Source organism: Brachybacterium tyrofermentans, assembly GCF_014897585.1.
GTDB lineage: Bacteria > Actinomycetota > Actinomycetes > Actinomycetales > Dermabacteraceae > Brachybacterium > Brachybacterium tyrofermentans.
In genome coordinates this window covers 42,132-55,637 of the sequence record NZ_JABUXW010000007.1, presented here as the reverse complement: position 1 = coordinate 55,637, position 13,506 = coordinate 42,132, and the positions used below count along the sequence as shown (strand labels likewise).

At 70.8% G+C, this 13,506-nt stretch carries 15 protein-coding genes; 8 read left to right on the top strand and 7 right to left on the bottom strand.

Annotated elements, in window-relative coordinates:
• The first annotated feature begins 15 nt into the window (after positions 1-15).
• On the top strand, positions 16-912 hold the full coding sequence (locus INT49_RS06555; protein ID WP_193116922.1) for a hypothetical protein: 897 nt from the start codon (positions 16-18) through the stop codon (positions 910-912).
• Between the two features lie 82 nt (positions 913-994).
• Here the strand turns inward: INT49_RS06555 and INT49_RS06550 are convergent, their stop codons facing one another.
• The 3 genes from INT49_RS06550 to INT49_RS21380 form a co-directional block, all read right to left on the bottom strand.
• Entirely contained in the window at positions 995-2,356 is a 1,362-nt protein-coding gene (locus INT49_RS06550; protein WP_193116921.1) for an acyl-CoA dehydrogenase family protein, read from the bottom strand.
• The gene (locus INT49_RS06545) at positions 2,356-3,573 is read right to left on the bottom strand and encodes an acetyl-CoA C-acetyltransferase (protein WP_193116920.1); all 1,218 of its coding nucleotides are present in this window, start codon (positions 3,571-3,573) and stop codon (positions 2,356-2,358) included. The genes INT49_RS06550 and INT49_RS06545 overlap by 1 nt, the downstream gene beginning before the upstream one ends.
• A 125-nt stretch (positions 3,574-3,698) precedes the next feature.
• Positions 3,699-3,821: a hypothetical protein gene (locus INT49_RS21380; RefSeq protein WP_264298753.1), complete on the bottom strand. Its 123-nt coding sequence runs from the start codon at positions 3,819-3,821 to the stop codon at positions 3,699-3,701.
• Between INT49_RS21380 and INT49_RS06540 the strand changes: the two genes are divergently transcribed.
• The 4 genes from INT49_RS06540 (at position 3,820) to pdxH (ending at position 6,116) form a co-directional block, all read left to right on the top strand.
• Positions 3,820-4,335, top strand: coding sequence for a GNAT family N-acetyltransferase (locus INT49_RS06540; RefSeq protein ID WP_193116919.1), 516 nt, complete (start codon positions 3,820-3,822; stop codon positions 4,333-4,335). The genes INT49_RS21380 and INT49_RS06540 overlap by 2 nt on opposite strands.
• A gap of 7 nt (positions 4,336-4,342) precedes the next feature.
• A complete protein-coding gene (locus INT49_RS06535; protein WP_193116918.1) occupies positions 4,343-4,840 on the top strand; it encodes a GNAT family N-acetyltransferase in 498 nt (165 codons plus the stop codon).
• A gap of 139 nt (positions 4,841-4,979) precedes the next feature.
• Positions 4,980-5,303 carry a hypothetical protein gene (locus tag INT49_RS06530; RefSeq protein ID WP_193116917.1) on the top strand — a complete coding sequence of 108 codons (324 nt, stop codon included), beginning with the start codon at positions 4,980-4,982 and terminating at the stop codon, positions 5,301-5,303.
• Positions 5,304-5,402: 99 nt separating this feature from the next.
• Positions 5,403-6,116 carry a pyridoxamine 5'-phosphate oxidase gene (gene pdxH, locus INT49_RS06525; RefSeq protein WP_193116916.1) on the top strand — a complete coding sequence of 238 codons (714 nt, stop codon included), beginning with the start codon at positions 5,403-5,405 and terminating at the stop codon, positions 6,114-6,116.
• Between the two features lie 14 nt (positions 6,117-6,130).
• Here the strand turns inward: pdxH and INT49_RS06520 are convergent, their stop codons facing one another.
• Positions 6,131-6,856 (bottom strand): AAA family ATPase, encoded by a 726-nt coding sequence (locus tag INT49_RS06520; RefSeq protein ID WP_193116915.1) that lies wholly within the window; start codon positions 6,854-6,856, stop codon positions 6,131-6,133.
• 200 nt (positions 6,857-7,056) lie between these two features.
• Here INT49_RS06520 and INT49_RS06515 point away from each other — a divergent pair, with 200 nt between their 5' ends.
• Both INT49_RS06515 and INT49_RS06510 read left to right on the top strand, forming a co-directional pair.
• Positions 7,057-7,800, top strand: a complete 744-nt coding sequence (locus INT49_RS06515) for a DsbA family protein (RefSeq protein ID WP_193116914.1) — start codon at positions 7,057-7,059, stop codon at positions 7,798-7,800.
• A 144-nt stretch (positions 7,801-7,944) separates the two neighbouring features.
• Positions 7,945-8,406: an SRPBCC family protein gene (locus INT49_RS06510; protein WP_193116913.1), complete on the top strand. Its 462-nt coding sequence runs from the start codon at positions 7,945-7,947 to the stop codon at positions 8,404-8,406.
• Positions 8,407-8,429: 23 nt separating this feature from the next.
• Here the strand turns inward: INT49_RS06510 and INT49_RS06505 are convergent, their stop codons facing one another.
• Together INT49_RS06505 and INT49_RS06500 are read right to left on the bottom strand one after the other, a co-directional pair.
• A complete protein-coding gene (locus INT49_RS06505) occupies positions 8,430-9,311 on the bottom strand; it encodes a glycoside hydrolase family 25 protein (RefSeq protein WP_193116912.1) in 882 nt (293 codons plus the stop codon).
• A gap of 87 nt (positions 9,312-9,398) precedes the next feature.
• A complete protein-coding gene (locus INT49_RS06500; RefSeq protein WP_193116911.1) occupies positions 9,399-10,136 on the bottom strand; it encodes a glutamine amidotransferase in 738 nt (245 codons plus the stop codon).
• Between the two features lie 118 nt (positions 10,137-10,254).
• On the opposite strand from INT49_RS06500, the gene INT49_RS06495 reads away from it, so the two are divergent.
• Positions 10,255-11,220 (top strand): aminoglycoside phosphotransferase family protein, encoded by a 966-nt coding sequence (locus INT49_RS06495; protein WP_193116910.1) that lies wholly within the window; start codon positions 10,255-10,257, stop codon positions 11,218-11,220.
• Here the strand turns inward: INT49_RS06495 and INT49_RS06490 are convergent.
• Positions 11,165-13,267: an HNH endonuclease gene (locus tag INT49_RS06490; protein ID WP_193116909.1), complete on the bottom strand. Its 2,103-nt coding sequence runs from the start codon at positions 13,265-13,267 to the stop codon at positions 11,165-11,167. The two genes, INT49_RS06495 and INT49_RS06490, sit on opposite strands and share 56 nt — an antisense overlap.
• Positions 13,268-13,506 lie beyond the last annotated feature (239 nt).

Genomic DNA, 13,506 nt, shown 5'->3' with positions numbered 1-13,506 from the left:
ATCCCCTGGGGCCCGATGATCACGACACGAGCCGTCCGGGCCATCGCGCTGCTCGCCGGGAGCACGTTGATGCTGGGCGCCTGCGCGATGCCAAGTCTGTCGGGGCTGGGCGGCGGACCCGATCTCGCCGCGACCGAAGTCATCACCCTCACCCACCCGCAGACCATGCCCGACGGGTACTACGGCGAGACGACGATCGAGATCGGGGAGCACACCCTCACCGAGCGGTACGTGCTGCCAGACGGCACGGAGATCTATTCCGTCGAGCAGGAGCTGAGCGCGGAGGATCGCGACCACCTCGAGCAGGCCACCGAGACCTACCTGGACTGGGAGCCGTCGGTCCCTGCCGACGAGAGGATCGACTGCATGGACGCCGGCCTGCAGACCGTCGAGGTCTCCGGATCGATCACCCATGCATCGTCCATGCAGGACTGCGACCCGGAATCCCCCTTGCGCGAGCTCAACGTCCTGGTCCGCGACTCCCAGGGAGAGAGAGTCGAACAGCTCGCTCGGCCCGCCGCCGACTGGACGGTCGAGTTCCGCCCCTGGGCCGGGGACGGTCCGGACGAATCCGCCCCGGTCGAGACCTACGCGCTGGACGGCGACGGCTTCGCCGAGGGCACGTACATCACCGCCGGCAACGTCCCGGACGGCTGGGGCGGATCCCTCACCGAGCAGGAGGACCCCTACGCGACCACCGGCACCGCACGCTTCCTGGCACCCTGGTCGCTCATCGGTCCCGTCCTGGCCGATCTCAACACGCTCCTCCTCGAGCACGACCCCTCGACCTGCGAGGACCCGAGCGGCGAGGTGCGCGTTCGCTACGAGGGCACCCAGGAGCGGACCTGGACCTCTCAGCTGTGCCCCGGCGAGCCGTCCGAGGCCCTCGTCGAGGAGCTGCGCGGGCTGTGACCCGGTGAGGACCCTCGGTGCGGGCGCTGCCGCCCGCACCTGAGCCGGCATCGCCCGGCGCCGGACCGGGCCGGCGCGGGGCTCACACGAAGGCGCTGGTCCCCGTGATCGAGCGACCCACGATGAGCGACTGCATGGTGTCGGTGCCCTCGTAGGTGTGCAGCGCCTCGATATCGCTGCGGTGGCGCACCACGCGGTTCTCCAGCAGAATGCCGGAGCCGCCGAGCAGGTCACGGGCGTCCGAGGCGATCTCCCGGGCGGCGCGGGTGTTGTGCACCTTGGCCAGCGAGGCCTGCTCGGGGCGGATCGTGCCGGCGGCCTCGAGCTCGGCGAGCCGCACGCAGTACAGCTGCATCGAGGTGAGCGTCTGCAGCATGGAGGCCAGGCGCACCTGGACGCTCTGCGCCTTGGCGAGCGGGCGCCCGAACTGGATGCGGGTGGTGGCGTGCTCGAGCGCGGCCTCGTAGCAGGCGGTCGCATGGCCGAGGGCACCCCAGGCCACACCCGCACGGGTCGCGAACAGGACCCTCGAGGTGTCCTTGAAGGAGCGGGCGCCGGGCAGCCGCGCATCCAGCGGGATCGTCACGTCGCTCAGGGTGATGTGGGCCTGGTGGATGGCGCGCAGGGCGACCTTGCCACGGATCACCTCAGCCTCGTAGCCGGGCAGCGACTGGTCGACGAGGAACCCGCTGACCTGGCCGTTCAAGGCCTCGTCGCTCGGGTCGTCGACCCTGGCCCACACCACGGAGACGCGGCAGCCCGCACCGTTGCCGATCCAGCGCTTCTCACCGGAGAGCACCCAGTTCTCGCCGTCGCGGCGGGCGACGGTCTCCAGGGAGACGGAGTCGGAGCCGTGATCGGGTTCGGTGAGGGCGAAGGCGGCGTACTCGGTGCCGCTCGCGAGCGGCTCCGCCCAGCGCTGCTTCTGCTCCGGCGAGCCCAGCAGCATGATCGAGCGCAGGGCGAGCCCGCCCTGGACGCCCACCATCGTGCCGACGGAGCCGTCGATCCGCGAGAGCTCCATGTTGACCAGGCCGGTCGCGAGCGGGGTGAGCGCGCGATGCCCGGGGACGTCGAGACCGTCGGTGAGCAGGTCGAGGTCGCCGAGACGACCGATCAGCTCGATCGGGTACTCGCCGCGGTCCCACCAGTCGTTGATCTGCGGGAGCACCTCGGCGGCCAGCGAGCGCGCGTCGCGCCAGGCCGCGAGGTCCTCGCCGGCCACGTCCTGGAACAGAGAGAAGTGGTCTGCGGTGACAGGGAGCAGCTCGGCAGGCGTCGCGGCGGACGCATCCGGAGCGGAGACCACGGCGCGGTCGGTCACCACGGAGTCCCGCACGGCGTCATCGGCACTGCCGGGATTGCCGCCGAGGGAGATGTGCCCGGGGGCGGGGGCGTTCCAGGGGGTGCTGGTCATGTCACGCGTGCTGTTCGTACTGGTCATCAGGAGATCCTCTCGATGATGAGGGCCATGCCCTGCCCGCCGCCGACGCACAGGGTGGCCAGGCCGAAGCGGCCGTCGCGCTCGCGCAGGCCGTTCAGCAGGGTGGTGGTCATCCGGGCACCGGTGGAGCCCCAGGGGTGGCCGAGCGCGATCGCGCCGCCGTGGACGTTGAGCTTGTCGTGGTCGATGCCGAGGTCCTCGGCCGACGGGAGGACCTGCGCGGCGAAGGCCTCGTTGAACTCGACCAGGTCGATGTCCTCGATGCTCATCCCGGCGAGCGCGAGGGCCCGTCGGGTGGCCTCGACGGGACCGAGGCCCATGATCTCGGGGCTCAGGCCGGTCACTCCGGTGGAGATCACGCGGGCCAGCGGGGTGATGCCGAGCTCCTCGGCGTACTCGGCCTCCATGATCACGAGCGCGGCGGCGCCGTCGTTGAGCGGGCAGCAGTTGCCGGCGGTGACGGTGCCGTCGGGGCGGAAGACGGGATCCAGGCCGCCGACGGACTCGAGGGTGACGCCGGCGCGCGGGGAGTCGTCGGACGCGACGACAGTGCCGTCGGGCAGGGTGACGGGGGTGATGTCGCGCTCGAAGAACCCGGAGGCCTTCGCGGCCTCGGCGCGGTTCTGCGAGCGCACCGCGTACTCGTCCTGGGCTGCGCGGGAGATGCCGCGCAGCTCCGCGACGTTCTCGGCGGTCTGACCCATCTGGATGTAGGCGTCGGGCAGCTCGCCGTCCTCGCGCGGATCGTGCCAGGGGGCGGGGATCTCCCGGCTGGCGCGCTTCTCGGTGCGCTCCCAGGCCTCGCGGAACTGCGGGTCGCGGGCGTCCTCCTCCATGAGCTTGCCGGTGCTGGAGGAGATCGACTCGACGCCCGCGGAGATCACGGCCTTCGCCTCGCCCGAGACGATGGCGTGGAAGGCGGCGCGCGTGGTCTGGATCGAGGAGGCGCAGAAGCGGGTGACGGTCGCGCCGGGCACGGCGTCCAGGCCGAGACGGATCGCGACGGTGCGGGCGAGGTTGCCGCCCTGCTGCCCTTCGGGGATCGCGCAGCCCAGCTGCAGGTCGTCGATGGTGCTGGGGTCCAGCTGCGGCACCTGGTCGAGGGCCGCACGGATCATCTGGGCGGCGAGGTCGTCCGGGCGGACGTCCTTGAGCGAGCCCTTGCGGGCGCGGCCGATGGGTGAGCGGGCTGTGGCGACGATGACGGCCTCGGGCACGAGGGATCTCCTTCGACGGCGGTGTCTCCGGGCGCTGCGGAGGACTCCCCGACACCCGGCCTTTAGGTGATACTACGGGTTGCAGGTACCTGATGTGAAGTCCGGCGAGGACTCGGCCGCACCGTTCAGCCGCGCCGAGCGGTCAGGAGCGGACTCGCCCGGCCGTCGATCGCAGCGCCGGGCGCACCGATCACGAGGTCCACCACGAGCATCTCGTCATCGGCCTGAGCGCCTACCCTGTCCGGCATGACCACCTCCGGCCCCACCTTCACGATCGACACCCCCTCGCTCGAGGATGTGCCGGCGCTGGCCCGGATCCACGTGCGCGGCTGGGAGATCGCCTATGCGCACCTGATCTCCGGCGACGAGTGGTTCAGGCAGGAGGCGATCGACCGCCGGATCGAGCACTGGACCCACTGGCTCACGCCCGGGACCCGAGCGGCCGACGAGGGCGTATACCGGGTGGGCCGCGACGCGGAGGGCGTCGTGATCGGTCTGGCCGCCTCCTGGCCGCCGCGCGACGCGCAACCGGTACGGCCGCGCGAGCTGTCCGTGCTCTACCTCGACGAGAACTGGCTGGGCACCGGCGTGGCACGAGCCTTGACCGAGGACATCCTCGAGGGCGGCCCCGCGAGCGTCTGGGTCGCCGAGGACAACCCCCGCGCACGACGCTTCTACGAGAAGCTCGGCTTCACGCCCGACGGTGCGACCCAGGTCGAGGAGCAGCTCGCCAACATCCGCGACCTCCGTATGGTGCGGTGACGTCGGCATGCTCCGCCACGATGAGCCCATCGACCCCATGGCCGCGGCCGAGATCCGCGTGCTCTCCGACAACGACAGCGGCGCGGTCGCCCGGGCGTCCCGCTCCTGGGCGAATGCCCTCCCCGCCTGGCTCGACCTCGCCCACGAAGGGAGCAGCGTCTTCCTCCTCGCGGTCGTCGACGGCTCGCCCCTCGGAGTCGCCGAGCTGCGGCCAGGGCGGATCGCGGAGATCCGCAATGTCGGGGTGCTGCCCGCCGCCCGGGGTCGCGGCATCGGCACGGACCTGATGCACGCTGCTGAGAAACGATGCGCTCCGGCCACCGCGGTTCGCCTCCGGGTCGGCCTCGACAATCCGGGCGCTCGGCGTCTCTACGAGCGCCTGGGCTACGCGGGCACCGGTGAGCTGCAGACGACCACCTACGAGTTCCGCGACGCGGACGGACACCTCCGATCAGCCACCGAGACCGACGAGTGGATGGAGAAGCGGCTGGCAGGACTGCTCTGAGACAGCAAGGATCACGCACTCCACCGATCCCCGTCCCCCGTGAGTGGCATGGCGTCGGCCCCAGGATCCACCTGCAGGATGACGGCCTCGCGCTCCCCGTCGGACGCGCCGGCCCCGTGCTCGCGGGGATAGTCGAAGCATGAGAAACGCAACCATCGCCACCAGCCGCACCCGAGCCACCTCCGACCACCTGATCGACTACCGCCCGCTCCCCGCCGCCTGGGGCGACGTCGAAGCCCTCCACGAGCTGCGGGCTGCCAAGGCCCTGGCCGCCGAGCGCGGCCTCGACCCCAGCACCCTGGAGATCGCGACGAGCGACGGCGGCCCGCGCCGCAGCCGTCGGCAGCTCGCGCTGCTCCGCCGCGAGCGCGGCACCCACGCCCGCACCCACCGAAGCCACCGGGGCCACCAGGGCCACCAGGGCCACCAGGGCCAAGCCGCCGGGAGTCTCGCCACCGCCTGAACACCCCGATCCAGCACCGATCACCCGCGCAGCCCCTTCCCGAATCGTCGTCGGGCGCCCGCCCGGCCCGATCCCCCACGGAGTCCTAGGATCACGGGTATGACCGACAGCCGCGCCGACATCGCCTCTGGCGACCTCCACCCTGCCGACCACCGTCTCGCCGCGGAGCGCCTCGACTACCTCTCCGGGTCGCTGGCCGATGACGCCCCGGAGGACCCGCTGGCCCTGTTCGACGTCTGGATGGACGAGGCGTTCGCCCGGCGCGAGGAGCACGGCGACCTCTCGGACCCGTCGGCCGTGGTGCTCTCCACCGTGGCACTGGATCCCGACGGCTCCCCGCGACCACGCTCGCGCACCGTGCTATTGAAAGGGCACGACGAGGGCGGATTCGTCGTCTACACGAATCTCGCCTCGTCCAAGGCCGCGGAACTCGACATCACCCCTCGCGCGGCGCTCCTGCTGCCCTGGTATCCGCTCCAGCGGCAGGTACGGATCGAGGGCCGAGTCGAGCCCGTGCCTGCGGGTGAGTCCGACGCCTATTGGGTGCAGCGTCCGCGCGGCTCGCAGCTGGGCGCCTGGGCCTCCCATCAGTCCCGCGAGATCGGGTCGCGGGCCGAGCTCGATGCGCAGTATGCGGAGGCTGAGGCGCGGTTCGACGGGCAGGTGATCCCGCGCCCGGACTTCTGGGGCGGCCTCCGGATCCACCCCGAGCGCGTCGAGTTCTGGCAGGGCCGGCAGAACCGCTTCCACGACCGCATCGCCTATTCGCTCGGGGCCGACGGCGTCTGGGAGCGGCATCGGCTGAAGCCGTGAGCACGTCCTTCGGATCACACATCCAGATGGCGGAGGAACCGCTGCGGGGCGTCGAGGAAGCTCCGCCAGGTGCGCACCAGGTCGAGGTCGTCGTAGGCGACGCTCCGCAGACCCCATGGGCCCACTTCGAGGAGATCAGCGCCGGGCAGCGCGGCGAGCACCGGGGAATGCGTGGACAGGATGATCTGCGAGCCGTTCGCCACCAGCTCGCGCAGCAGTCCGAGCAGGGCGAGGCATCCGCTGATCGACAGCGCGGACTCGGGCTCGTCCAGGAGCCACAGCCCACGGATCCGTGAGCGCTCGGCGACCAGCTCGAGGAACGATTCGCCATGGCTGCGCTCGTGCATCATGCCGCCCACGCCGATCTCCTCGTAGTACGTGAACAGCGAGTGCATGGTCTCGGCGCGCAGGAAGAAGCCGGACTTCGCAGCGCCTGCGCCGCGCACCAGCTGGAGGTGGTCGGCGAGCGGTGACTCCGTGGTGCGGGTGGAGTGCATGGCGCCGGTCCCCCCGCCCTCGGGGTTGAGGCCGTAGGCGCCCGCGATCGCCTCGACGAGGGTGGACTTCCCGGCGCCGTTGTCGCCGGTCAGCACGGTGATCTGTCCGAGCTCGAGACCGTCGTCGAGCAGCTGGCGCACGGGCGGCAGCGTCGCGGGCCAGATCGACCTGTCCGCCGGAGCCAGGGGGTGATCGCGCACCGCCCGCAGCGGAAGCAGGGGCGGGAGCAGCTGACCGCTCATCCCGGGCATCCGTGCTGGGAGGCGATCGCTTCGCGCGGCACCGGCCCGCCCGGATCGAGGACACGTCCGGGGCCGAGAGCACGCCCCGAGTCGGGAGCGCGCCCCGGGACGGCGTCGTCGGCTCGTTCCGATCCGGTGTTCCAGGTCTTCATCGCTCCAGGATGTCTCATGGCCCCGACACCCTGAGTAGGCTTCCGGGCATGCACGGATCCCCGACCCCTCCCCGCTCCCGCACTCCGCTCGTGGTCGGGATCATCGCCGCGATCGCGTGCCTGGGCCTCGCGCTGCTCGTGGTGGTCGGACTGGTCGTCGGCGGCGTGCTGTACACCAGCGGCCGCACGGATCAGGAGGTCCCCGCAGGCCCGGGCACGAGCACAGGAGACCTGGTCCTGCCCCCGGAGGTCGACGTCGACGCGCCGTACCTCGAGCTGAGCGCCGCGGCCGACGGCCGCCCCGTCGTCGACGTCTATGTCGACTTCCTGTGCCCCCATTGCGCCACCTTCCACGACGCCCAGGGCGCGGACCTCCAGCAGATGGCCGAGGACGGCGAGATCACGCTGCGCCTGCACCCCCGCCCCATGCTCGATCCGAACTCCTCCCCGGCCGGCTATTCGAGTCGCGCCGCGAACGCCGCGATCTGCGCGTACTCCCAGGACGCGGACCCGGCGGCGTGGTTCGCGGCGGAGACGGCGCTGTTCGACTCCCAGCCCGGGGAGTCCGGCCTCACCGATGAGGAGCTGTCCGACCTGGTGGGCGAGGCGACCGGCGCCGACGTCAGCTCCTGCGTCACCGAGGGCACCTACATCCCCTGGGTCCAGGATGTCGTCGAGCCCGAGGCCCGCCAGAGCGCCGAGGGCACGCCGACCGTGCTGATCGACGGCGAGACGTTCACCGGCGACGCCGCCGAGGCAGGGTCGCTGAAGACTGCTGTCGACGCGGCGTGAACCGGCCTGGGCGACCGCCCGGCCGCACGCCGGATGACGTCGCGGCGACCGGGTGGCGAACACCCGAGGACGCCTCGGGAACGTCGTACGAACGTCTCGGGAACCCGGGGACAGAGACCCGATCGGGCGCTCTACGGTGGCTCTATGCACCCTCGGACCAGGCATGACCCCGTCGGACTCACCCGTGACGCCGGGTGGGGACTCACCGTCGAGCGCACCGTGGCCGCCTCCGTCCCGGAGGTGTGGCACCGGCTGCTGACCGAGTGGCTCCCGCCGTGGCTCGGCGTCGACTCCATCCCGCAGATGGTGGGCGCCCCGCTGCGCCATCGCGGCAGGACGCGCGGCCGGGTCATCGGCTGCCATGTGGGCCGACGGGTGCGGATACGGTGGACCCCGGAGTCCCTCGACCATGAGACGGAGTTCGAGGTGACGCTGCAGGCATCCGCACTCGGGACGCCTGCGGGCACCACGATCACGATCCACCAGGAGCGGCTGCTGGGCGTGGCCGAGCGGCAGGGCCAGCTCGAGCACTGGGTCGAGGTGCTGGACGACGCGGCGGAGGCCCTCGCGCAGGAGAGCGTGGTCACGCACGACCTGCCCAGCTGACACCGGCGCCGTCCCGACGCGCGCTACTCCTCGTCGGCGTGGGAGATCGCGCCGTCGCCCTCGGCGATCTCGGCATCGCGGCGCACCTGCTCGGTGCGCACGACGTCGATGTCCACTCCGCCGGAGATGCCGGCGACCTTGCCGTCGAAGCGGACCTGCCACACGGCCCAGTCGGCCTGCGGGGGCCGGACGTGCTCGGAGTACAGCCAGTCGGGGCGGGGGCCGGTGACCGGAAGCCCGTAGTGCTGACGCCAGTCCGACGACGAGTAGATGACCAGACGGCGGCCCCAGGCCTTCTCCACGGCAGCGGTGAAGTCGTCGATCTCCGTCTGCGCGTCAGCCCCGTCAGGGCGGTCCTCGCAGGCACCGTCGAACTCGAGATCGAGCGCCGGAGGGAGGGCGGAATCGTCCGGCGGGGCCGCCGCGAGGAAGTCCGCGGCCTGCTCGGCGCCCGAGGAGCACAGGGTGAAGTAGTGGTAGGCGCCGGTGGTGAGGCCGGCGGCCCGGGCCCCGTCCCAGTTCTGCTGGAACGTGGCATCGGTGTATCCCGTGCCCTCGGTGGCCTTGATGTACGCGACGGTGAATCCGTCGGCGGAGACCTTCGCCCAGTCGATCTCCCCCTGGTGGGCGGACACGTCCAGCCCCATGGTCTCGTCGGCCCCGAGCTCGATGTCGCCGGGGAGGTTCTCGAGGGCGGCGGCATCGGTGGGGGTGGTGGCGATGGTCAGGGCGTCGTCGTCGGCCTGGAAGGGCTCTCGCTGAGTGGCGCCGCTCGCCGTGCCGTCGCCCCGGATCGCTCCGATGAGCGCGGCGGTGCAGCCGCCGAGGACCAGCAGCAGGGTCAGCGCGAGGACGCCAGCGACGAGCTGTCGGCGTCGGACCTGCTCAGGAGTGAATCGGGGCACGGGCGCGACGCTACCGGAGTGAGCGCTCCAGCACGGGGAGGACGTGCCGCGAGGAAGCGATTTCCCGGTTGCGGTGCGCCCACCTGATCAGCGGGCGAAGAGGGTGGCGAAGGCGCGCAGCAGCTTCGGCGGCTCGTCGGCCCGCTCGCTCTGGAGGTCGGTGAAGATGTCCTCCATCTCGTCAGGTGAGAAGTAGCCGTGGTCGCGGTAGGCGCGGGCCCGTTCGATGATCGAGGGGATGTCCAGCTCGGGGTGGAACTGGGTGGCGTACTGGCGGGTGCCGACGCGGAACATCTGCACCGGTGCGGTGCGCCCGGACGCGAGCGCCGTGGCGTGGTCGGGAAGGGTGTGCACCGCTTCCTTGTGGCCGACGAGTCCGGTGAACACACCCGGCAGGCCCGCTTCGCGGATCAGGGGATCCTCGCGGCCGGCATCGGTGAGGGTGACTTCGACGGCGCCGAGCGGCTCACCGTAGGTGCGATCGATGACGGCGCCCTGGTGGGTGCCGAGCGTCCCGATGCCGTAGCAGGCACCGAGGAACGGGATGTCCTCGGCGACCACCTGGTCGAGGACCCGGAAGATCTCGCGCTCAGCGTGCTTCTCGGCGTCGGACTTGGCGTCCTCGGGCTCCGAGACCGTGAAGGGACTGCCGCAGAGGATGATGCCGGAGATATCGTCCGCAGAGAGCTCCGGGAACGACTCACGGTCCAGGCGCGCCCAGATCAGATCGTCCTCGCGCAGGCCGGTGAAGTCGAGCACGGCGGCCCTCTCGGTGAGGGCGACGTCGTCTTCGGGGCGGGTGGCGATCTGTACGAACGGTTTCACGCAAGAATGCTAACCGTCCGGGCCGGGCCGCCCTGCCAGGCCGGTTCTGCCGTCGGCCCTACCAGTCCTACCCGTCCTTCCCGTCCGACCCGTGCGATGCCCCCTGAAGGAGACCTCCATGATCGAGTCCACCACCGGAACCGGCGATGACGCTGCGACGACGGGCACGCTGGTCGCCGGGTACGCACTGCCGCCCCTTCTCGCGTCGAACGACGATCCCGGGGTGATCGCGTGGCGTGCCGAGCTGCCGCAGATCGTCGCGACGGTGCTGGAGGAGTGGTCCTTGGTGGCGTCGGCCCCGTTCTCTCCCGGAGGGTCAGCCGCGTGGGTCGCGCCGGTGCAGGACCGCGACGGCGCGGAGCTGGTGCTGAAGGTCGCGTGGGCCCATGAGGAGTCTCGGGACGAAGCGGCCGGTATGGCGGCGTGGCAGGGACGCGGCGCCGCCCGGGTGCTGCGCAGTGAGCTGCAGGGGCAGACGTCGTTGCTGCTGATGGAGCACGTGCTCCCCGGGACGCCCCTCGCCGACCTGCTGACCTGGCCGGAACGGGACGACGTGACTGCGGGGCTGCTGCGTCGACTGTGGTTCCGGCCCGAGGCCGTGCTGCCCGCCGCGGAGGCTGCACAGTTCCGCCCGCTGTCGCATATGTGCGCCTGGTGGGCAGATGAAGCGGCGGCCCGCGCGGAGGCCGGGCGTTCCTCCCTCCCCCGGGAGGTCGTGGACCGAGGACTGGCCATGTTCCGTTCCCTGCCGTTGGAGTGGGGCGGGGATCAGGTGCTGCTGGCGACCGACTTCCATCCGTCCAACGTGCTGGCGCGGGGTGAGGGGGTGGCACGGGAGTGGGTGCTGATCGATCCGAAGCCGTATGTGGGCGATCCGCATTACGACCTGCTGCAGCACATGCTCAACGATCCCGACCGGGTGACCTCGCAGCCGAGCGCCTTCGCGGAACGGATGGCAGGCCTGACAGGTCTGGATCCGGTACGGGCCAAGCAGTGGCTGTTCGCTCGCTGTGTGCAGGAGGCCGGAGTCATGGACGGTGCGGCACAGGCCGCTCTGAGACTGGATGCCGACGGCGTGGAGTGAGGGGCCCGGTTCGACGATCCCGATCAGGAGCCGGCCACCCGGTCACGACGCGGTCAGTCACTCCCGGCATCTGGGTTCTTCGCGGGGCCCCTCTGTGTCGCGATATCCGGTGAGGGCGGGTCAGCCTCCACGCCTGCTCCTGACGCTCCTGAAGCTCCTGAAGCTCCTGACGCTCCTGAAGCTCCTGAAGCTCCTGAAGCTCCTGAAGCTCCTGAAGTCCTGAAGCTCCTGAAGCTCCTGACGTTTCTACGGCATCCGGTGCCGTTGCGGTTCTTCCTCGACGGCGGGTGCGGCTCGTCAACAGACGCCAAGCCCTCTCGCGCTGCGCCCTGCGTCGCCTTCCGTCGCCCCGTCCGGCGCCATGCGCCGGAACGGCTCCCGGGTCGAGGGCCTCCGGAACCGCTTCCGGACGCTCTTGCGCGGTCTCGGCAGGTGGCTCCACGGCAGAGGCATCCGGGGAGGGCGCGTCTCGGTACGTCGCATCCATGCCAGTTTCGACCGGGCCAGTTTCGTCCGGGTCATTCGCGTCCAGGTCGATCGTGTCCAGGTCGATCGTGTCCGGCGGCTGGGCGCCGACCGGTGATGGGCGTGGCGGGCGACTCAGCGGCGTCGGCGTGGTCACGCGGGTGACGCCGGAATGACCGGTCCATGCGACCTGATGACCCGGATGGTCCGAATCGTCGACGCGCTCGACGGACAGAGCGTCGTTCTCCTTCTGGTTGCAGTGCGCGCAGGCGTCCTCGCCGTTGTCGAGGCTTGTTGGGCCGCCCCGCGCGTAGGGCTTGATGTGGTCGTTCTGGCGCGACTGCGCATTGCAGAACGGACCACGGCACGACGTATCGCGCCAGGTGAGGAACTTCGCCAGGGCAGACGGGAAGGCGCGGCCACGGGATTCCACGGCGACCAGCTCCCCCGAGGTGGGATGCGTGAACAGACGACGGATGGTGGCGCGAGTGACCGGGCCGTCTTCCCCGAGGGGATCGGCATCGGCGGCCCGAGGCGGCGCGACTGCTGCCCGGAGCTGCTCCCGTACCGCCTCGGGCGGGACAGGGCCGTACCCCTCGATGTGCGCAGGATCGCCGGCATCGGGCCGGAACAGGGCGCGGTCGGTGATGATCACGCCGAGGTCCAGCTCCACCTGATCCATCGCGCCGTCTCGGCACAGGACGGTGTCGACCAGAGCGTCCGCCATCAACGCGCCATGGCCGGTATCCCCACCCTCGGCCCGGCGACGTTCTGCCTCGAGCGACAGACGTTTCTGCAGCAGGCGGGCATCGATCGCCGGGAGATGGGCGTGCAGATCCGCCATGCCGTGGTCGCCCGGCGTGATCGTCACTCCACGACCTTTCCGCGCGCGGCGATGCCGCAGAACCGACCCTTCGGCGTCCAGGTCCATCATCGCGGCGGTGGCCTCATCTCGCCATCTCCTCACCCCGGCCCCGTCCAGGGACGGCAGCCGCTCGCCGAGGATCGCATCGACCTCGCGGAGCTGTGCGCCGTCGAGCACCGACACCGAGCCCGCAACGGCGTAGGCGGCCCGCGAGGAGACCTTCCGCTCGGCCATCGCGGTCAACATGTTCGGCATCGAGTCGACCAGCCGTCGGGCCGACGCCAGCGAACTGCCAGCGGCCGACGGCGAGCACCGCGCGATCAGGGACAGGTCCCGACGGGTGCGCCCGTCGGCCTGCTTGTCCAGGATCGTCGATGAACGCACTGCGGAATCCTCCTGGGCCGCCTCATCCCGCGCCTCCGCCAGACGATCCCGGCGGGTCACCTCGGCGAGCGCTACGACCGTGCGGGCTTCGAGGGCATCCTGCGCGCCCCTGATCACCTGCTCGGAGACCATGAGGTGAGTGATGCTGCTGCGCGCCATCCCCTGCGTCTCGAACAGAGCGCCCGGATCCTTCGCGAGCGCTTCGAGGAGGAAGCCGACGTCGCCGAGCAGCTGCGCCAGCCCGTCCATGCCTCCCTCTCGCACAGCATCGAGCGACCACGGAGAGTTCGAGGAACCTTCCGCATCACCGATATTGCTGCGCGTCGTCGACATGCCCCCAGTATCCCGCGCCCGACCGACAGATGAAACAGGTCGAGGAAAATGTGGATACAACCCGTGATGATCAAGAGCTCGCTCCTGGAGCAGCCATCACGCTTACGCTCCGTAGCACCCTGACCTGGGTTTTCAGTCCATCTGCGGGCCCCAGAGACAACGCCGGAGACATCCGCGACGAGGTTCTCCACAATTCCGATGTGGATATTGTGGAAAACTACCCCATGGGGAGGAAAGGT